General features: G+C 65.7%; 17 protein-coding genes. 6 read left to right on the top strand and 11 right to left on the bottom strand.

Features of this window, described 5'->3' with window-relative positions; all coding sequences use genetic code 11:
• Positions 1 to 23: 23 nt before the first annotated feature.
• Entirely contained in the window at positions 24 to 1,001 is a 978-nt protein-coding gene (locus CBY09_RS22225) for a hydroxymethylglutaryl-CoA lyase (protein WP_205734198.1), read from the bottom strand.
• 118 nt (positions 1,002 to 1,119) lie between these two features.
• Between CBY09_RS22225 and CBY09_RS22220 the strand changes: the two genes are divergently transcribed.
• The 3 genes from CBY09_RS22220 to CBY09_RS22210 all read left to right on the top strand — a co-directional run bounded on the left by CBY09_RS22220 (position 1,120) and on the right by CBY09_RS22210 (position 3,007).
• The gene (locus CBY09_RS22220; RefSeq protein WP_094291756.1) at positions 1,120 to 2,034 is read left to right on the top strand and encodes a LysR family transcriptional regulator; all 915 of its coding nucleotides are present in this window, start codon (positions 1,120 to 1,122) and stop codon (positions 2,032 to 2,034) included.
• Between the two features lie 192 nt (positions 2,035 to 2,226).
• Positions 2,227 to 2,535 carry a winged helix-turn-helix transcriptional regulator gene (locus tag CBY09_RS22215; protein WP_063462008.1) on the top strand — a complete coding sequence of 103 codons (309 nt, stop codon included), beginning with the start codon at positions 2,227 to 2,229 and terminating at the stop codon, positions 2,533 to 2,535.
• 112 nt (positions 2,536 to 2,647) lie between these two features.
• Complete coding sequence (locus tag CBY09_RS22210; protein ID WP_094291755.1) at positions 2,648 to 3,007, top strand: FKBP-type peptidyl-prolyl cis-trans isomerase; 360 nt, start codon at positions 2,648 to 2,650, stop codon at positions 3,005 to 3,007.
• A 136-nt stretch (positions 3,008 to 3,143) separates the two neighbouring features.
• Here the strand turns inward: CBY09_RS22210 and CBY09_RS22205 are convergent, their stop codons facing one another.
• The 4 genes from CBY09_RS22205 to ppsA all read right to left on the bottom strand — a co-directional run bounded on the left by CBY09_RS22205 (position 3,144) and on the right by ppsA (position 8,766).
• The gene (locus CBY09_RS22205) at positions 3,144 to 3,671 is read right to left on the bottom strand and encodes a hypothetical protein (RefSeq protein ID WP_094291754.1); all 528 of its coding nucleotides are present in this window, start codon (positions 3,669 to 3,671) and stop codon (positions 3,144 to 3,146) included.
• 161 nt (positions 3,672 to 3,832) lie between these two features.
• Positions 3,833 to 5,935: a VC_2705 family sodium/solute symporter gene (locus CBY09_RS22200; protein ID WP_094291753.1), complete on the bottom strand. Its 2,103-nt coding sequence runs from the start codon at positions 5,933 to 5,935 to the stop codon at positions 3,833 to 3,835.
• Entirely contained in the window at positions 5,928 to 6,272 is a 345-nt protein-coding gene (locus CBY09_RS22195) for a DUF4212 domain-containing protein (RefSeq protein WP_094291800.1), read from the bottom strand. The genes CBY09_RS22200 and CBY09_RS22195 overlap by 8 nt, the downstream gene beginning before the upstream one ends.
• A 100-nt stretch (positions 6,273 to 6,372) precedes the next feature.
• The gene (ppsA, locus tag CBY09_RS22190) at positions 6,373 to 8,766 is read right to left on the bottom strand and encodes a phosphoenolpyruvate synthase (protein WP_094291752.1); all 2,394 of its coding nucleotides are present in this window, start codon (positions 8,764 to 8,766) and stop codon (positions 6,373 to 6,375) included.
• Between the two features lie 264 nt (positions 8,767 to 9,030).
• On the opposite strand from ppsA, the gene ppsR reads away from it, so the two are divergent.
• Together ppsR and CBY09_RS22180 are read left to right on the top strand one after the other, a co-directional pair.
• Positions 9,031 to 9,852 (top strand): posphoenolpyruvate synthetase regulatory kinase/phosphorylase PpsR, encoded by an 822-nt coding sequence (gene ppsR / locus CBY09_RS22185; protein WP_094291799.1) that lies wholly within the window; start codon positions 9,031 to 9,033, stop codon positions 9,850 to 9,852.
• Between the two features lie 35 nt (positions 9,853 to 9,887).
• Entirely contained in the window at positions 9,888 to 10,496 is a 609-nt protein-coding gene (locus CBY09_RS22180) for a hypothetical protein (protein ID WP_094291751.1), read from the top strand.
• A 197-nt stretch (positions 10,497 to 10,693) separates the two neighbouring features.
• Here CBY09_RS22180 and CBY09_RS22175 read toward each other — a convergent pair whose 3' ends face one another.
• Positions 10,694 to 11,623 (bottom strand): LysR family transcriptional regulator, encoded by a 930-nt coding sequence (locus CBY09_RS22175; RefSeq protein ID WP_094291750.1) that lies wholly within the window; start codon positions 11,621 to 11,623, stop codon positions 10,694 to 10,696.
• A 109-nt stretch (positions 11,624 to 11,732) separates the two neighbouring features.
• Between CBY09_RS22175 and CBY09_RS22170 the strand changes: the two genes are divergently transcribed.
• Positions 11,733 to 12,719, top strand: coding sequence for a 2Fe-2S iron-sulfur cluster-binding protein (locus CBY09_RS22170; RefSeq protein WP_094291749.1), 987 nt, complete (start codon positions 11,733 to 11,735; stop codon positions 12,717 to 12,719).
• Positions 12,720 to 12,738: 19 nt separating this feature from the next.
• Here the strand turns inward: CBY09_RS22170 and maiA are convergent, their stop codons facing one another.
• The 5 genes from maiA to CBY09_RS22145 form a co-directional block, all read right to left on the bottom strand.
• Complete coding sequence (gene maiA, locus CBY09_RS22165; protein ID WP_094291748.1) at positions 12,739 to 13,377, bottom strand: maleylacetoacetate isomerase; 639 nt, start codon at positions 13,375 to 13,377, stop codon at positions 12,739 to 12,741.
• Positions 13,378 to 13,408: 31 nt separating this feature from the next.
• Positions 13,409 to 14,410 carry a Bug family tripartite tricarboxylate transporter substrate binding protein gene (locus CBY09_RS22160; RefSeq protein WP_094291747.1) on the bottom strand — a complete coding sequence of 334 codons (1,002 nt, stop codon included), beginning with the start codon at positions 14,408 to 14,410 and terminating at the stop codon, positions 13,409 to 13,411.
• A gap of 54 nt (positions 14,411 to 14,464) precedes the next feature.
• Positions 14,465 to 15,589, bottom strand: coding sequence for a cupin domain-containing protein (locus tag CBY09_RS22155; protein WP_094291746.1), 1,125 nt, complete (start codon positions 15,587 to 15,589; stop codon positions 14,465 to 14,467).
• A 31-nt stretch (positions 15,590 to 15,620) separates the two neighbouring features.
• Complete coding sequence (locus tag CBY09_RS22150) at positions 15,621 to 16,337, bottom strand: fumarylacetoacetate hydrolase family protein (RefSeq protein WP_094291745.1); 717 nt, start codon at positions 16,335 to 16,337, stop codon at positions 15,621 to 15,623.
• Between the two features lie 90 nt (positions 16,338 to 16,427).
• The gene (locus CBY09_RS22145; RefSeq protein WP_094291744.1) at positions 16,428 to 17,723 is read right to left on the bottom strand and encodes an NAD(P)/FAD-dependent oxidoreductase; all 1,296 of its coding nucleotides are present in this window, start codon (positions 17,721 to 17,723) and stop codon (positions 16,428 to 16,430) included.
• Positions 17,724 to 17,726 lie beyond the last annotated feature (3 nt).

Here is a 17,726-nt window from a genome sequence, read left to right as displayed (position 1 = left end):
TTCAGGTCGTTCCGAAAAGGGGGTCAGGCCGTTGCTGCCAAGCGCAGCGCGGCGGGTGCGGCATTCTGCGGCAGCCCGGCCTGCCAGAGCGTGCCATGCAGGGTCTCGCCCGACAACCATCCGGCCACGCGCTGGCGCAGCGCGAGCAGCGCGGTCACGTCGATACCAGTGGCAACGCCCATACGCTCCAGCATGAACACGAGGTCTTCGGTGGTGACATTGCCACTGGCGCCCGGCGCGTGCGGGCAGCCGCCAATGCCCGCCAGGCAGGCGTCGAAGCGGGTGATGCCTGCCTGCCAGGCGGCATACACATTGGCCAGGCCCATGCCGCGCGTGTCGTGGAAGTGCGCGCAGGCCAGGCGGTCGCCCACCAGGGCGCGGGCCTTTTCAAACAGCCGGGCGACCGAGGCCGGGTCGGCAAAACCCACGGTGTCAGCCAGGCTCACGCGGTCGGCCCCCGCATCCAGCAAGGCCACCATCAGGCGCAGCACTTCGCTCTCAGCCACCTCGCCCTGCAGGGTGCAACCAAAGGCCGTGCCCACGCCACCTTCGATCAATGTGCGGCGGCCGCTGGCATCGCGCAGCGCGCGGATGCGCGCCACCTCGGCCACCACCTCGTCGGGGGTCTTGCGCAGGTTGGCCAGGCTGTGGGCGCGGCTGGCGGACAGGGGCACGATCATCAGGTCGGCACCCTGCTCCAGCGCGCGCTCGGCGCCTTTGATGTTGGGCACCAGCACCGAGGCCACCAGGCCGGGCAGGTTTTTGGCATGGGCCAGCACCTCGGCCGTGTCGGCCAACTGGGGCAACAGCCGAGCCGGTACAAAGGAGCCCACCTCGATCTCGCGCTGGCCGGCGGCGTAGGCAGCGCTGATCCATTCGATCTTGTGCGCGGTGGGCACCACCGTGGCAATACTTTGCAGGCCGTCGCGCAGGCCGACTTCGCGGACGGTGGCACGGGCCGCCGGGGGCTGCAGGTCGGACGGGATCGGGGAGGTGCGCACGGGATGTCTCTTTCGGGTGGGTCTGGGCAAGATTCTAAAAATTCCCGAATGAATCAGAAAATACATCTCGGAAGCCATAACATTCCCAAACGGAACATCACAATCCTGGAGATTTGCCATGCGCGACCTGGATCTGCAGACCCTGCGCCTCTTTGCCGCCGTGTGCGAGCAGCGCAGCATTGCGCGCGCGGCCGAGCAGGAGTCCATCGTGGGCTCGGCCATCAGCAAGCGGCTGGCGCAGCTGGAAGACACCGTGGGCACGCCACTGCTGCTGCGCAAACGGCGGGGCGTGGTACCCACCCCGGCGGGCGAGACGCTGCTGGAGCATGCCCGCACCATGCTGGCCAGCGTGGGGCAGATCGAGCGTGACATGGCGGCCTACGCCACCGGCACGCGCGGCCATGTGCGCATGCTGGTCACGGCGTCGGTCATGGCCGAGTCGCTGGCCGACGATGTGGCGGCCTTTCTGCAGGACCCTGCACACCGCAACATCCAGATCAGCCTGGAGGAGCGCGTGAGCCCGGACGTGGTGCAAGGTGTGCGCGACGGCAGCGCCTCCATTGGCATCTGCTGGGACGCGGCCGACCTGTCGGGGCTGGAAACCAGCGCCTACCGCAGCGACCACCTGGCTGTGGTGGCACACGAGTCGCACCCCGTGGCCCAGTTGCAGAGCGTGCGGTTTGCTGATGTGCTGGAGCACGAATTCGTGAGCATGCCCGCGCTGAGCGCCGTGCAGGTGCTGCTGGCGCGTGCCGCCGCAGTGGAAGGAAAAATGCTGGCCCACCGAGTGCTGGTGTCCAACTTTGACGCCGCCCTGCGGGTGGTGCGCGCCAACCTCGCCATCAGCGTGGTGCCGCGCGAGGTGGCCCAGCCGTTTGCCCAGTTGGCACCGGTGCGCATCGTCCCGCTGAGCGACCCCTGGGCCCAGCGGCGCTTTGCCATCTGCTACCGCAGCGCCAGCGCCCTGCCCCCGGCGGCGCAGTTGCTGGTGGGGTATTTGGCGCGGCAGGGGCATCTGCTCCCGGCCCCCTGATCCGTGGCCGGTGCGCAACATTTTGCTGGCGAATGGCCCAAATTTCCCCTTCAGCGCATATGTGACGTGCATTCTGAGCTACCAAACTTGTAGCAAAACGGGTTCCGCGCTATAGTTTCAGCACATCACGGGCCCGGCAACCGTCCGCCCGATCCGAATCGAGATCCAACACTTGCGCGAGGAGAAGCGTCCATGAGCTCCAAAGAAAATGTCGCCATCAACCAACTGTTCGAGCGGCTTGAATGCCGCTACGCACTGCGCGTGCTGTGGGCCCTGAAGGACGGCCACCCCCAGACCTTCCGCCTGCTGCAGGACAGCGTGGGCGGCATCACCCCCAACACGCTCAACACCCGCATCAAGGAACTGCGCGAGGCCGGTTTTGTGGACCATGGCAGCGACGGCTACACCGTCACCCCCTCGGGCGCCGACCTGCTCAAGCGCCTGTCGGACGTGCAGGCCTTCGCCACCCGCTGGGTGGCTGGCCGTGCCAAGAAGGCCTGAGCCCCCGGCCCTGCACAGGGCATTCGCTAAAATAGCACTCTAAATAGCTTCTAGCGCGCGATGAGCAAGCGCTAGAAGCTATATTTTTAATAGCATTCAAGGAACCTCCACCATGGCACTGACCACCACCGCATCCGGCCTGCAGTACGAAGACACCACCGTGGGCGAAGGCGCCGAAGCCACCAAGGGCCAGAACGTGTCGGTGCACTACACCGGCTGGCTCTACAACAACGGCGAACAAGGCGCCAAGTTCGACTCCAGCCGCGACCGCAACGACCCCTTTGAATTTGCACTGGGCGCGGGCATGGTCATCAAGGGCTGGGACGAAGGCGTGCAAGGCATGAAGATCGGCGGCAAGCGCACCCTGATCATCCCCGCCGCCCTGGGCTACGGCGCCCGTGGCGCAGGCGGCGTGATCCCCCCGAACGCCACACTCAAGTTCGACGTGGAACTGCTCAAGGTCGGCCGCTGATCGCGGGCCCCTCGGGCTACAAAAAAAACCAAAGCGGCCTGCGGGCCGCTTTTTTGTTTTCTGCGAACCGCACTCGCCGCCCTCCAAAACAGGGAAAACAGGCGAAACGGGCAAAGGCGCAGTGTGTGCGAAGGGCTCAGTCAAACAGCGCGTGGTCCAGCCGTTCGAACTTGTCGTCCCCCACGGCCTCGCGGATCTTGGGGGCCAGCGCCGCCAGATCGTCAAAGCTGCCCGCCCCTTCCACTGCCAGGTTCAGGCGAAACCCGCGCAGCCCCAGGCCTGCCGTCAGCTCCGTCGCAATGGGGTAAGCGGCTTGGTAACGCTCCTTGGGCGAGCGCCCCGAGCCCTCCACGGGCGAGGCAATGGTGCCCAGATCGGTGCCCGGGGCCTCCAGGGCATCGGCAGCGTCCGCAAGCGCCGATGCCGGGCCACCTGCCTGGGCAAACACCGGCAGGGGCTGGCCCGACAACGGGGCCAGCAGCCCCTGGGCAATCATGGTCTGGACATCGTCCTGCGTGATGCCCATGGCCGCCGTGGCCGCCAGGACTTCGCCCATGCTGCGCTTGCCGTCAAACAGGATGAATGCCGAACGCTGGCGCGAACTCAAACTGCCACGGCGATCCTTGAGTGCCTCTTGCCCGGCCTGGGTTTTGACGAGAACCATGCCTCTCCTAGGGAATGAATACGGTGGCAGCTAAGGCCAGAAGGCCAGACGGTTGCAATGGCCGATAGGCCACGCTGTGCAGCCCAGAATCCCATATTTTGAAACCTATGGAAATCGGGGTTTACACATAAATACACCCAATCCCTGCCCGGCGGGGGGGCCTACATTTCCGAGCGGACGGGCGGCAACGCCGGGGCTGGCCGTGTCATCCAGCTCAGCACCACCGTGACCAACAGCCCGCAGGGCACGCCAAACACACCGGCAGAGATAGGCTGGATGCCAAACCAGAGCCCATCGGCCAGCAGCCAACGGGGCAACACGCCCTGCACGGCCGACACATGGGACAGCATGTAGTAGACCGCGATGCCCAGCCCGGTGAGCATGCCCGCCACCGCCCCCTGCCGCGTGGTGCCGCGCCAGAAAATGCCCAGCACCATGGCAGGCACAAAGGCCGATGCGGCCAGCGAGAACGACGCCGACACCATGGGCAGGATCTCGGAAGGCTTGAGCGCCGCAACAAAAGCGGCCGACAGGGCCACCGCCAGCAGCGCAAACTTGCTCAGGATCACCCGCTGCTCGGGCGAGGCCTTGCGCTGCGAGTCCTGAAAGTACAGGTCGCGCACCAGCGCATTGCTGATGGTGAGCAACAAGCCATCCGCCGTCGAGAGCGCCGCCGCCAGCCCACCCGCCGCCACCAGGCCCGACACCACATACGGCAGGCCGCCCAGCTCGGGCGTGGCCAGCATGATGAGGTCAGCCCCGAGGCGGATCTCCCCGAACTGGATCAGGCCATCGCCATTCACGTCTTCCAGCGACAGGAGCGAGCTGTCCACCCGTGACCATTGGGCCATCCAGTTGGGCAACGCCTCAAAGCTGCTGCCCACCAGGTTCTGCATGACCTCGAACTTGACCAGCACCGCCAGCGCCGGAGCGCTGAGGTACAGCAGCGCAATAAAAAACAGCGACCACCCCACCGACGCCCGCGCCGCCGACACCGTGGGCGAAGTGTAGAACCGGGTGAGCAGGTGCGGCAGGCCCGCCGTGCCCACCATCAGGCAGAACATGAGCGCCAGAAAGTTGCGGCGCGTCAGCTCGTAGTCGCGCTGCTCTTCAGGCGTGCCATCGGGGTCCCCCACATAGGCCTGGCTATGGGGTGGCAGCCCGCCTAGGGGGCGTGCGCGCTCGTAGTTCTCGCGCATTTCGCGGGTCCAGCGCTCGCGCGCGGTATTGGCATCGCGTGGCAGCGCAGCCAGCTCGCGGCTGGCAGCCACGATCAGGCCCACATCGGCGTTCTGCGCACGCAGCGCCCGGATGCGCTCGCGCCCCTTCTCGCGCTCGTGCGCAAGCGAGGCCTCCACGTTCTGCAGGCGCGCCTCGAAATCCTTGGCACGCTGCAGATAGGCCTGCACCACCTGGTGCTCGGCCGGGGAATCGAGCAATTGCGCCTCCAGGTCGGCGATCTTGCCGATCTGCTCACCATAGACCAGGGGCGCCAGCGGGTTGCCCAGCTGCTTGTAGGCCAGCCACGACACCGGAATCATGAACGCCAGCAGCAGCACTACGTACTGCGCCACCTGCGTCCAGGTGATCGCCCGCATGCCGCCCAGGAACGAACACAGCAGCACCCCACCCAGGCCCAGCATGATGCCGATCTCGAACTGCACACCCGTGAGGCGCGAGGCGATCAGCCCCACGCCATAGATCTGCGCCACCACATAGGTGAACGAGCACAGCACCGCCGCCAGCGCGGCAATCACGCGCGGCCAGCGGCCACCAAAACGCACGTGGAAAAAATCGGGCACGGTGTACAGCCCCATGGCCCGCAGATGCGGCGCAATCAGCATGGCCACCAGGCAGAAGCCGCCCGTCCAGCCCAGCAGATAGGCCAAGCCCCCTGCCTGCCCTGGCGTGCCCGAAAAGCCCTGCAGATACAGAGCACCCGACAGGCTGATGAACGAGGCCGCACTCATCCAGTCGGCAGCCGTGGCCATGCCGTTGTACATGGGCGGAATGCGCCGCCCGGCCACGTAGTAGTCCTCGGGGTCCGTCGTGCGGCCATACACGCCAATACCGGCGTAGACCATCACGGTGAGGAACAGAAAGATCGGGCCGATCCAGTGGCGCGACAGGCCCTGGTGCTCGGCCCAGGTCATCAGCGCCAGAAAACCCAGCACCCCCGCCACGTACAGCGCCAGGATGCGATGCAGCCGCCACAGGTAGGCGCGGTCACTGTCGGCAGGGCTTCCTGGCTTGCGCTCAGCCATGGGGGCGGTCGGGGGCCTGTGCAGAAGACAGTGGCGGGGCCTCGCGGTCTGCCAGGTCCTCCCGCTCAAAACGGTTCATGGCCCAGCCATAGGCCACCACGATGCCGATGAACACCAGCACGGCACCTTGAGCCGCGATCCAGTAACCCAGTGGCCACCCACCAAACACCAGCACCTGCAGGTCGCGGGCGAAATAGGTGGCGCCGAAAGACACCAGGGCCCACAGCAACAGGAGCCCCGCCTTGAGCTTGATGTGGCGCACGTCATGCAAGTCGGGCGGGAAAGGCCCCGCCATCTCCGGCTCGCTCGGGCGGGGGTTGGGCTGCTGAGAACGCATCATGGGCATGTCACGACCACACCGTGGTCAGATCACAAACACATCACGAACTCTGGCGCGAGCGATGTGGCGGCCCATGGCGGTGCAGCAGCCCTTTGCGTCAGCCTGCAGCCAGTTGCTGCCAGGTGGCGATCACGCTGTCGGGGTTGAGCGAGATCGACGAGATGCCTTCCTTGGCCAGCCACTGCGCAAAGTCAGGGTGGTCGCTGGGGCCCTGGCCGCAGATGCCGATGTACTTGCCCTGCGCCAGGCAGGCCTTGATGGCCTGGTGGATCAGCGCCTCGACAGCCGGGTCGCGTTCGTCAAAGTCCTGCGCCAGCAGCTCGAGGCCCGAGTCGCGGTCCAGGCCCAGCGTGAGCTGGGTCAGGTCGTTGGAGCCGATGGAGAAGCCGTCGAAGAACTCCAGGAAGCGCTCGGCCAGGATGGCGTTGCTCGGCACCTCGCACATCATGATGACCTTGAGCTCGTCCTTGCCGCGTTGCAGGCCGTGCGATGCGAGCAGCTTGGTCACGCGCTCGGCCTGGCCCAGCGTGCGCACGAAGGGCACCATCACCTGCACGTTGGTCAGGCCCATGTCGTTGCGCACGCGCTTGAGCGCTTCACACTCCATCGCAAAGGCTTCACCGAAGTCTTCGCTGATGTAGCGCGCCGCACCACGGAAGCCCAGCATCGGGTTTTCTTCCTCGGGTTCGTAGCGGCTGCCGCCGATGAGCTTGCGGTATTCGTTGGACTTGAAGTCCGACAAGCGCACGATGACGGGCTTGGGCCAGAAGGCAGCTGCAATGGTGGCCACACCTTCGGCGACCTTGTCCACATAGAACGCGCGGGGCGAAGCATGGCCGCGCGCCACAGACTCCACGGCCTTCTTCAGGTCGGCGTCGATCTGGGGGTAGTCCAGGATCGCCTTGGGGTGCACGCCGATGTTGTTGTTGATGATGAATTCCAGGCGGGCCAGGCCCACGCCGGAGTTGGGCAGCTGGGCAAAGTCAAACGCCAGCTGGGGGTTGCCCACGTTCATCATGATCTTGGTCTTGATGGGGGGCATCTCGCCGCGCTGCACTTCGGTCACCTCGGTTTCGAGCAGGCCGTCGTAGATCTTGCCCGTGTCGCCCTCGGAGCAGCTCACCGTGACCAGCGTGCCGTCTTTCAGGCGCTCGGTCGCATCGCCACAGCCCACCACAGCGGGAATGCCCAGTTCGCGCGCAATGATGGCGGCGTGGCAGGTGCGGCCGCCCCGGTTGGTGACGATGGCGCTGGCGCGCTTCATCACGGGCTCCCAGTTGGGATCCGTCATGTCGGTGACCAGCACATCGCCGGGCTGGACCTTGTCCATCTCGGAAATGTTGTGCACCAGGCGCACGGGGCCAGTGCCAATCTTCTGGCCGATTGCGCGGCCCTCGGCCAGCACGGTGCCGTGGCCCTTGAGCTTGTAACGCAGCTCTGCCTGGCCCTTGGCCTGGCTTTTCACGGTTTCAGGCCGTGCCTGCAGGATGTAGAGGTGGCCATCAGTGCCATCCTTGCCCCACTCGATGTCCATGGGGCGGCCGTAGTGCTGCTCGATCACCAGCGCGTAGCGGGCCAGTTGCTCCACATCGGCATCGGTCAGCGAGTAGCGGTTGCGCTGCTCGGTGGGCACGTCCACGGTCTTGACCAGCTTGCCGCTGGCGGCTTTTTCTTCCGGCGTGGAGAACACCATCTGGATCAGCTTGCTGCCCAGGTTGCGGCGGATCAGCGCTTTCTTGCCCGCCTTGAGCATGGGCTTGTGCACGTAGAACTCGTCGGGGTTCACGGCGCCCTGCACCACCGTCTCGCCCAGGCCGTAGCTGCTGGTGATGAAGACCACGTCTTCAAACCCGGACTCGGTGTCGATGGTGAACATCACGCCTGCCGCGCCCAGGTCAGAGCGCACCATGCGCTGCACACCCGCCGACAGGGCCACCACGTCGTGCTCGAAACCCTTGTGCACGCGGTAGGAGATGGCGCGGTCGTTGTACAGCGACGCGAACACTTCCTTCATCTTGTGCATGACTTCGTCGATGCCCACCACGTTCAGGAAGGTTTCCTGCTGGCCGGCAAACGATGCGTCGGGCAGATCCTCGGCCGTGGCGGACGAGCGCACGGCAAACGAGGCAGCGGCGTTGCCCGCGCTCAGCTTGGCAAATTCGTCGGCAATGGCCTTTTGCAGATCGGCCGGGAAAGGCTGGGCCTCGACCATGGCGCGGATCTCGGCACCGACCTGGGCCAGCGCACGCACGTCCTCGGTGTCCAGGCTCTTGAGCTTGGCGCTGATCTTGTCGGCCAGGCCGTCATAGGCCAGGAATTCGCGGAACGCGTGGGCGGTGGTGGCAAAGCCCGTGGGCACGCGCACGCCCTGCGGCAGCTGGGAGATCATCTCGCCGAGGCTGGCGTTTTTACCGCCTACCGCCTCGACATCGGTCATTCTCAGGTTTTCAAACGGTACGACCAGGGCGGTCGGGCTGAAAAGTGCAGACATGGGAAAGCTCCAGAAGTTGAAACCGGGTCTGCATGCCTGGCCTCGGCGGGCGTCAGGCAGGCGGCCATGCACAGGCTGCAGCTTTGTCGTTGTGGTTGTAGGCCGACGGTGTGCATGGTGAGAATCAGATAATTGTGACAATTGTAGGCCCGAGCTTCTGGCAACGGGCTGACGCTTTCACGCGACTCGCGCAAATCGGGCCATAGCCACGTCTTTGTGGTGGCCACCCCGCTGGCGCAAACCGCATCCAAAAAAAGGGGCCCCATGCACTCGCGCACCGTATTTTTTGTCTCTGACGGCACCGGCATCACCGCCGAAACCTTCGGCAATGCCATCCTGGCCCAGTTCGAAATGAAGCCGCGCCATGTGCGCCTGCCCTTCATCGACACCGTGGACAAGGCCCACCAGGCCGTGCGGCAGATCAACCACACCGGCGAGGTCGAGGGCAAAAAGCCCGTGGTCTTCACCACCCTGGTCAACATGGAGGTGCTCAAGGTCATCCAGGAAGGCTGCAAGGGCATGCTGCTGGACATGTTCGGCACCTTCGTCCACCCGCTGGAGGAAGAGCTGGGCATCAAGTCGCACCACCGCGTGGGCCGCTTCAGTGACGTGAGCCGCAGCAAGGAATACACCGACCGCATCGAAGCCATCAACTTCAGCCTGGCCCACGACGACGGCCAGAGCAACCGCGACCTGGCAGGTGCCGACGTGATCCTGGTGGGCGTGAGCCGCAGCGGCAAGACCCCCACCAGCCTGTATCTGGCCATGCAATGTGGCCTGAAAGCCGCCAACTACCCGCTGATCCCCGAGGACTTCGAACGCCGCCAACTGCCCCCGGCCCTGGTGCCGTTCCGCAGCAAGATCTTTGGCCTGACCATCAGCCCCGACCGCCTGGCCGAGATCCGCGCCGAGCGCCGCCCCAACTCCCGCTACGCCAGCATCGAAAACTGCCGCATGGAAGTCTCCGAAGCCGAGGCCATGATGCGCCGCGCGGGCATCCGCTGGTTGTCCACCACCACCAAGTCGATCGAAGAGATTGCGACGACCATCCTGCAGGAGATCCGGCCGGAGAAGCTGGTGTATTGAGCGGCAACCGCCCTCCACACGATGCCGCGCTTCGCATGAAAAAAATCTCATTCGCCGAATTCGATGCCTGGACAACACGCCAAGCGCGGCTGATCCAGGAAAACGCCTTTTTCGACGCCGCCCACGCCTTTGAGGACGAGGGGGTGATGTTTCACCAAGGCGATCTGGTGGTGGACGAGCTGATGGTTGCGCCGGTCACCGTCATCGACGGCAACGTGTCCGCTCGCAAGATTGGCTACCCCTACGACGTGGGCCTGCTGGTGGTCACCGGCAACCTGACCTGCGAGCACATCGGCCGCATGAGTTTTGACGTGATTGTTGGCGGCCATCTCCACGCCCAATCGGTGTGCGTCAACACCTCGAACGACTATCTGCTGCGGGTCGGCGGCAACATCACCTGCGACTTCTTTTCCGAATACGGCTGCGCTGTGGAGGTGCAGGGCAAGATCATCTGCCCCAAGGTGCTCTCCCTCATGAACAAGGTGGTCGCCCATGGCGGCATCGAAGGCGAGCTGATAGACAACTTCCGGGGCAAGGATGTCGCGCAGGTGCTCATCAGCGAGGTACTGGCAGACGACGGGTATTTTGACGAGGAGAAGTTCGAGGCCTGTGTCCGCAGCGGGAAGTCGCCCTACAAGGACTGACCTTCAGCCGGCCTTCAGGGCGTGCATCTGCTTACTTTCAAACCAATGGCTCAAAAAGCTCAAGGGGTGAGCACAAATTCCTATTAAAAATCGGCCCTACCGCGCGACCGACAAGCGCAAGCAGCTATAAATAACATAGCATTTCATGGTAGCGCCTGTGGCTCAGCCCGGCATGCGCTGTGGGCCCGGCCCACCGATCACGCCAAGCCAGCCCCTGGGGGGCCATCGCCCCCAAACAATTCAAACACCATGCTGCGCAGCCATTGGTTCACCGGCTCGCGGTGCACCTTGGCGTGCCAAAACACGCTGATGGGCGCGTCAGGCAGTTTGACGGGGTGCGTGCGCACCACCAGGCCAAAGGGCTCGACCAGCTTGAGCGCCAGCCGCTCCGGCACCGTCGCCACCAGCGCCGTGCTTTGGAGGATGTGGCCCACGCTCACAAAGTGCGGCACGCTCAGCCGCACCAGGCGGTCGATGCCGGCCTTCTGGATCAATTCATCCACCTTGCCGTGCCCCGTGCCCGCAGACACGATCACCAGGTGCTCTGCCGCTTTGTAATCCGACAGCAGCAGCTTGGGCCGGTCCAGCGCGTGGCCCTTGCGGAACAGGCACACATAACGCTGGCGGAACAAGCGCCGCTGGAAAAATCCCGCTTTCAGCTGCGGCAGCAGGCCGATGGCCAGGTCCACCTTGCCAGCCTCCATGTCTTCGCGCAGATGGGCGGCGTTGTTGCGCACGGTGTTCAGCGTGACGCCCGGCGCCTCCCGCCCCAGGCGCTCCAGCAGCGCGGGCAGGAAGACGATCTCGCCAATGTCTGTCATGCCGATGGTGATGGTGCGCTTGAGCGTTGCAGGCGTGAACTGTGTGCGCTGGTTCAGCCCGCTGTGGATCATGCCCAGCGCATACCCCACGGACTCGCCCAGTTGTTCGGCAAAAGGCGTGGGCACCATGCCGCCCGAGGTGCGCAAGAACAGCTCGTCGCCAAAAATGCGCCGCAGCTTGGCCAGCGCGTTGCTGACCGCAGGCTGTGTCAGCCCCAGGTTGTCGGCCACCTTCGACACGCGCCGCTCGACCATGAGTTGCTGAAACAGCACCAGCAGGTTCAGGTCGATATCCGATAGCTCCATCGCCACTCCATCAGCTCGGGTGATATGAAGTGGCGATGGTATTGCAGCCAGTGATTCGCAGGCGCTTTCGTGGGCACAATGGGCTGGATGAAATCGAACGCAGCCCGCCATGGACATCCTCGTTCAGCCGCTTAACCGCGTGATCCGCGCCGAGCCCGGCGTGAACCTGCTCGACGCCCTGCGCGCAGCGCAGGTTCCGATGTCGTATTCATGCCTGTCGGGCCGCTGCGGCATCTGCCGCTGCCGGGTGCTGTCTGGTGAGGTGCTCGATGGCGGGCGCGAGCAGCAGCGCCCGCTGGACGGCGTGGACGGTGCCGTGCTGGCCTGCCAGACCTATGTGGCCGAGCCCTGCACCATCGAAGTGCCCGCCCCCGGCGAAGCCGTGGTGCACCGTGCGCGCGTGGCCAAGGCCACCGTGGTGGCCATCGAGCCGCTGGCGGCAGACATCCGGCGCCTGCTGCTCAAGGTGGCAAAGCCCATTGAGTTTTCGCCAGGCCAGTACGTGCAGCTGGGGTTCACGCCGACGCATGTTCGCCCCTACTCCATGGCAAACCTGCCGGGCGAACAGCTGCTGGAGTTTCATGTGCAACTCATGCCCCAGGGCCGGGTCAGCAGCTACATCGCCGGGCAGCTGAAGGTGGGGGACAAGGTCAAGGTCAGCGGGCCGCTGGGTGCGGCGTATCTGCGCCAACAGCACACGGGGCCCATGCTGTGCGTGGCTGGGGGTACCGGGCTGGCGTCAGTGCTGTCGGTGGTGCGCGGCGCGGTGGCTGTGGGCATGCGCAACCCCATTCACCTATACTTCGGCCTGCGCTCGCCGCGCGAGCTGTATGGCCTGGCATGGCTGGACCATCTACGCAGCGTGAACCCTGCCCTGCAGGTGCATGTGGTGGTGGCCTCGGGCGCCGACTCTGCCACGCAGCGGCGCGGGCTGGTGACCCAGGCCATCGAGCAGGACCACGCCAGCCTGCGTGGCTGGCAGGCGTATCTGTGCGGATCGCCGCCGATGGTGGAGACCACCACACTGCTGGCGCTGGGCAAAGGCCTGGAGGTGGCCCACCTCCATGCCGAGGCCTTTTACATGCAGGGCGACTGAGGGGTAAGTTCCTTCAGGCTCAGCCCGCATCCGGCTGCGCGCTCGGCGCCGCCTTGCGGAACGCTTCCAGCTGCGCGCAGGCCGCGTCCACCGCCTGCACCAGCGGCCAGCGCGCCAAGTCCACCTTGAAGCGGCGCGCGCTTTCCACCTGCGGAACCAGGTACACATCGGCCAGCGTGGGGGTGCTGCCAAAGCAGAAATCACCGCGCTGCGGGTCCCTGGCCAGCAGCGCCTCGATGGCGTCAAAGCCCGCGCTGATCCAGGTGCCGCACCAATCGTTCACAGCTGCCTCGTCCGCACCAAAGCGGTGGCGCAGCGCCTCCAGAATGCGGCGGTTGTTGATGGGGTGGATGTCGCAGCCCACGATGGCGGCCAGGGCGCGCACCTGGGCGCGATCGCCTGCATCGCCGGGCAGCAGCGGTGGGGTGGGATAGCGCTCCTCGAGCCACTCGATGATGGCTGGCGACTGGATCATCAGGCGCTCATCGGCCTCCAGCACGGGCACGAACTGCTGCGGGTTGATGGCCTTGAAGGCATCGCCAAAATGTTCCTCACGCCGCAAATCGACCGCGACCTGCTCGTAGGCCAGCCCCTTGAGGTTGAGCGCAATGCGCAAGCGGTGGGATGTTCCGCTGCGGAAGAAGGAATAGAGTTTCATGGTCAGTCTCTGTTTCAGTCCCTGTGTCAGGTCAGTCCAGGGCAATCTTGGCACGCTTGACGACTTCACCAAACGTGCGCGAATCGCGTTCGATGGCCTTGGTGAGTTCGGCGGGCGGGCCGATGTAGGGCTCAAAGCCGAAGGTCGCCAGGCGCTCCTTGACCTCCGAGGTGGCCAGCACCTTGCCCACGTCGGCATTGATCTTCTCGATGGCCACCTTGGGCGTGCCTGCGGGCGCAAACAGGCCCACCCAGGTCTTCACTTCAAACCCGGCCGGGCCGCCCGCTTCGCCCATGGTCGGAATGTCGGTGAAGCCCGCCAGACGCTGGGGCGCAGCCAGGGCCAGAAACTTCACCTTCTTGGCCTGGAACATCGGTCCGGCCGTCGCTGCCGTGCCAAACGCCCACTTGATGTCGCCCGTGGCCACAGAGGTGTAGACGCTGCCCATGTCCTTGTAAGGCACATGCATCATCTTTGTGCCCGTTGCTGCCTCCAGACTCGCCGCGCCCACATGGGCCACGCTGCCGATGCCCCAGGAGCCGTAGGTGATGTCACCTGGCGCCGCCTTGGCCGCCTTGATCAGATCGCCCACATCCTTCCAGGGCGAGTTGGCCGCCACCACCACAAAGAAGTTCGTGAAATACACCGGCGCCACGGGCTCGAAGTCTTTGACGGGGTCGTAGGGCAACTGCTTGAACACATGCGGCTGCAGGGCCATGTGCGTGTTGTCTACCTGCAGCAGCGTGTAGCCGTCGGGTGTTGCGCGCTTGGCATCGCCGATGGCGATGAAACCGTTGGCGCCGGGCTTGTTGTCGATGACGAGTTGCTGCCCCCAGTTGCGCGACAAGCGCTCGCTGAGGATGCGCATCACCGCGTCAGGGCCGCTGCCGGGCGAATACGGCGCGACGGAGCGAACGGGTTTGGCGGGGAAGGTCTGCGCCACGGCGTCGGGCACGCTCGCGGCGGCCACAAGGGCCAGCGCGCAAAGCGCCAGAGCGGGTTTAAAAAACTGTGAACAAATGGCGGTCAGCATGGGGGGGGTCTCCTTGGTTTTATGAAAGCCGAATCCGGCTTGGTGAGTGATGTATCAAACAGTGACTTGCGCACGGTGGCTGTGCAGCGCCTCAAAAATCGGCGCGTCGCTGAAGCGGAACAGGTCCAGCGCGCCAGCGGCCGATGCCTGGGCCGAGAACGGCTGCCACGACGGCACCACAAACAAGTCGCCCCGCGCCACGAGCCAGGTGCGCTCACCCACCGTGACGGTGCCGCTGCCGTCAAACACCTGGAACACGGACGAACCCACCTCGCGGTGCACCCGCGTTGCACCGCCCGCACGCACGCGGTGCATTTCGGTCCGCATCGTGGGCAACACATCGGCGCCGGTGGTGGGGTTGGTAAAGCGCACCGCTGCATGCCCGGGGCTCAGCGTGCCCGCCTGGCCTTCGTCTTCCAGCGCGAGCTGATCGGCCAGTGCACGATCGGTGTCCACCCAGCGGTAGGCCAGCAAGGGCGTGGCGGGCTGGGCCTGCACCATCGATACCGGGCGCAGGCCCGGGTGGCCCCACAGCCTTTCGGAATAAGAACGCTCGGCGGTGGTGCGCTCGGCGGGTGGGAGCTTCTCGCGCCCCACTTCAAAAAACTGGCTCTCGGTGTAGTACGAGAACGGAATGTCCAGGCCGTCAATCCAGGCCATGGGCTCGGTGGCAGCGTTGTGGTGGGCATGCCAGTTCCAGCCGGCCTGGGGCAGAAAGTCGCCCCGCGACATGCGCACGGCATCGCCATTCACCACGGTCCAGACGCCCTCGCCCTCCACCACAAAACGAAACGCGTGCTGCGTGTGCCGGTGCTCGGGGGCGTCTTCGCCGGGCATCAGGTACTGGATGGCGGCCCACAGCGTGGGCGTGGCAAAGGGACGCCCACCCAGCGCCGGGTTGGCCAGCGCAATCGCACGGCGCTCCCCGCCACGGCCCACGGGCACGATGGCGCCCGCCTGTGCGGCCAGGGCCTTCAAGCGGTCCCAGCGCCACAAGTGCGGCACGGCCTTGGATTGGGGCTGGCGGGGCATCAGGTCGCCAATCTGCGTCCAGAGCGGTACCAGCAGCTCTTGCTCAAAGCCCCGGTACAGCTGCTCCAGCTCGGGCGTCGGATCGGGCTGGCCTTTGCCCGCAATGGCGTGCAGCCGCACGGGGGACGGCGTGAGGTCGGTGGTCATGGTGGGGTTGTCTCCTGGATGTGGTTTTTTCTTATTCCGCCGGACCAACGTGGAGCACGATGCTGCCCACGCCTTTGATGTGTCCATCGATGCGGTCGCCCGCCAGCACGGGGCCCACGCCCTCGGGCGTGCCGGTAAAGATCAGGTCACCCGGCTGCAGGTGGTAGAACTTGGACAGGTCGGCAATCAGCTCGGGGATGTTCCAGATCAGCTTGGACAGGTCGGACTTCTGGCGCACAGCGCCGTTGACCGACAGCTCCAGGTTGCCCTGGCCCAGCACCACCTGCGGCATGGGCACGATCTCGGAGACCACTGACGACTGCTCCACATCCTTGCCCAGGTCCCAAGGCCGGCCCTTGTCGCGCGCCACCAGCTGCAGGTCGCGGCGCGTCATGTCCAGGCCGCAGGCATAGCCATAGACAAGGCGGGGCGCATCGGCCTCGCTCACACGAAAACCGGGCGCACCAATGGCCAGCACCAATTCCATTTCGTGGTGGTAGTTCTGGGTGCCGGGTGGGTAGGCCACGGTCGCACCAGACTCGACCAGCGTGGACGGTGCCTTGGTGAAATAGAACGGCACTTCCACCGCCTTGTCCACCGGGCGTCCCATCTCCACCGCATGCGCGTGGTAGTTGCGGCCCACAAAGAACAGCCTGTGGATGGGCAGGCGCTCGCTGCGGCCACGCACAGGCAACGAATAGACGGGGGGCGGGGTCCAGAGGTAAGTGGTTGACGTGGTTGCGGTCATCGGTGGTTTCCTTAGCGGGTTGTCGTGTTCGGTTTCTTGTGGGTTTTGGTGGAGGTGCGGGCCTCGGTGCTGCGCGGCATCCAGTTGGGTTCACAGCTTTGCCATCGGCGTGTTCAGGTCGGCCAGCCGCTCGGCATCCACCGTCTTGCGCTGCTCGATCAGCCTGCGGGCAAAGCGCAGGTCGCGCGCTGCGTTGGCGCCTACGGCGGCCTGCACCACATCGCCCGCCAGGTAGAACAGCACAAAGCTGCCGCTGGCCGGGTCGCCGCGCTGCACCACGCGGTGCGCAGGCGTGGGCATGCCGTAGATCTGCAGGTTCATGCCGTACTGGTCGGACCAGAACCACGGCAACGGCTGGTAATCCACGGCCTGGCCCAGGGCCGAGCGCGCAGCGGCCATGCCCTGCTCTTGCGCGTTCTGCCACGACTCCAGCCGCAGGCTGCGCCCAGCCCACGGGTTGGGTGCCACGGCCACATCGCCCGCAGCCAGAATGTCGGGGTCGGACGTGCGGCATTGGGCATCAACCAGCACGCCACCTTCGCAAGCCAGGCCCGCCGCGCGCGCCAGCTCGTCGTTGGGCACCAGGCCAACGCCCAGCACAATGGTGTCGCACGCCAGCGCGCTGCCATCGGCCAGCAAGACTTCCAAGCGGCTATCTGCGCCGTCTGCGCCATCTGCAGCGCGGGCAAAGCCCCGCACCCCCGCACCCAGCAACACGCGCACGCCCTGGGCGCGGTGCAGCGCCAGCAGGTACGCCGACACCTCGGCGGGCACGGTGCGCTCGCACAAGCGGCTTTGCGTCTCCACCACCACCACTTCCGCGCCCTGCTGGCGTGCGGTGGCCGCCACCTCCAGGCCGATCCAGCCACCGCCCACCACCACCACGCTGCGGCCAGGCCGAAGGGCCGGGGCCAGCGCCTGCGCATCTTCAATGGTGCGCAGCGTGTGCAGCGGCACCTGGTCTGCGCCGGGCACGGCAAGCCGCCGGGCGCGCCCCCCGGTGCACAGGATGAGCTTGTCGTAGGGCTGTGCTGTGCCATCCGACAGCAGCACCTGCTTGGCAGCGCGGTCAATGCGGCGCACCTGCACGCCGGGCCGCCATTGCACCGCCAGTGCGTCAAAGGCCTCGGGCTTCATGAGGCGCGTGCTCTCAGGGGCTGCTGCGCCCGATAGCACCGCCTTCGACAGCGGTGGCCGCTCGTGCGGCGGGTGGGCTTCGTCACCGACCAGCACCACACGGCCCACAAAGCCTTCGCTGCGCAGCGTCTGCGCCGCCCAGCCGCCCGCCTGGCCCGCACCGACGATCACGATGGTGTGGGCCGAGTGGGCGTTAGCGCCTTCATGCGGCAATGCGGCGGCCTCGACCTCAGGTCGTTCGGCAGTCATGGG

The sequence above is a fragment of the Acidovorax kalamii genome (assembly GCF_002245625.1).
GTDB lineage: Bacteria > Pseudomonadota > Gammaproteobacteria > Burkholderiales > Burkholderiaceae_C > Acidovorax > Acidovorax kalamii.
This window is presented reverse-complemented; position numbering and strand designations above follow the sequence as displayed.

Coding starts and splice junctions, on each gene's coding strand:
- CBY09_RS22220 (WP_094291756.1), top strand. CDS start 1,120: ATGCGCGACCTGGATCTGCAGACCCTGCGCCTCTTTGCCGCCGTGTGC.
- CBY09_RS22215 (WP_063462008.1), top strand. CDS start 2,227: ATGAGCTCCAAAGAAAATGTCGCCATCAACCAACTGTTCGAGCGGCTT.
- CBY09_RS22210 (WP_094291755.1), top strand. CDS start 2,648: ATGGCACTGACCACCACCGCATCCGGCCTGCAGTACGAAGACACCACC.
- CBY09_RS22205 (WP_094291754.1), bottom strand. CDS start 3,671: ATGGTTCTCGTCAAAACCCAGGCCGGGCAAGAGGCACTCAAGGATCGC.
- CBY09_RS22200 (WP_094291753.1), bottom strand. CDS start 5,935: ATGGCTGAGCGCAAGCCAGGAAGCCCTGCCGACAGTGACCGCGCCTAC.
- CBY09_RS22195 (WP_094291800.1), bottom strand. CDS start 6,272: ATGCGTTCTCAGCAGCCCAACCCCCGCCCGAGCGAGCCGGAGATGGCG.
- ppsA (WP_094291752.1), bottom strand. CDS start 8,766: ATGTCTGCACTTTTCAGCCCGACCGCCCTGGTCGTACCGTTTGAAAAC.
- ppsR (WP_094291799.1), top strand. CDS start 9,031: ATGCACTCGCGCACCGTATTTTTTGTCTCTGACGGCACCGGCATCACC.
- CBY09_RS22180 (WP_094291751.1), top strand. CDS start 9,888: ATGAAAAAAATCTCATTCGCCGAATTCGATGCCTGGACAACACGCCAA.
- CBY09_RS22175 (WP_094291750.1), bottom strand. CDS start 11,623: ATGGAGCTATCGGATATCGACCTGAACCTGCTGGTGCTGTTTCAGCAA.
- CBY09_RS22170 (WP_094291749.1), top strand. CDS start 11,733: ATGGACATCCTCGTTCAGCCGCTTAACCGCGTGATCCGCGCCGAGCCC.
- maiA (WP_094291748.1), bottom strand. CDS start 13,377: ATGAAACTCTATTCCTTCTTCCGCAGCGGAACATCCCACCGCTTGCGC.
- CBY09_RS22160 (WP_094291747.1), bottom strand. CDS start 14,410: ATGCTGACCGCCATTTGTTCACAGTTTTTTAAACCCGCTCTGGCGCTT.
- CBY09_RS22155 (WP_094291746.1), bottom strand. CDS start 15,589: ATGACCACCGACCTCACGCCGTCCCCCGTGCGGCTGCACGCCATTGCG.
- CBY09_RS22150 (WP_094291745.1), bottom strand. CDS start 16,337: ATGACCGCAACCACGTCAACCACTTACCTCTGGACCCCGCCCCCCGTC.
- CBY09_RS22145 (WP_094291744.1), bottom strand. CDS start 17,723: ATGACTGCCGAACGACCTGAGGTCGAGGCCGCCGCATTGCCGCATGAA.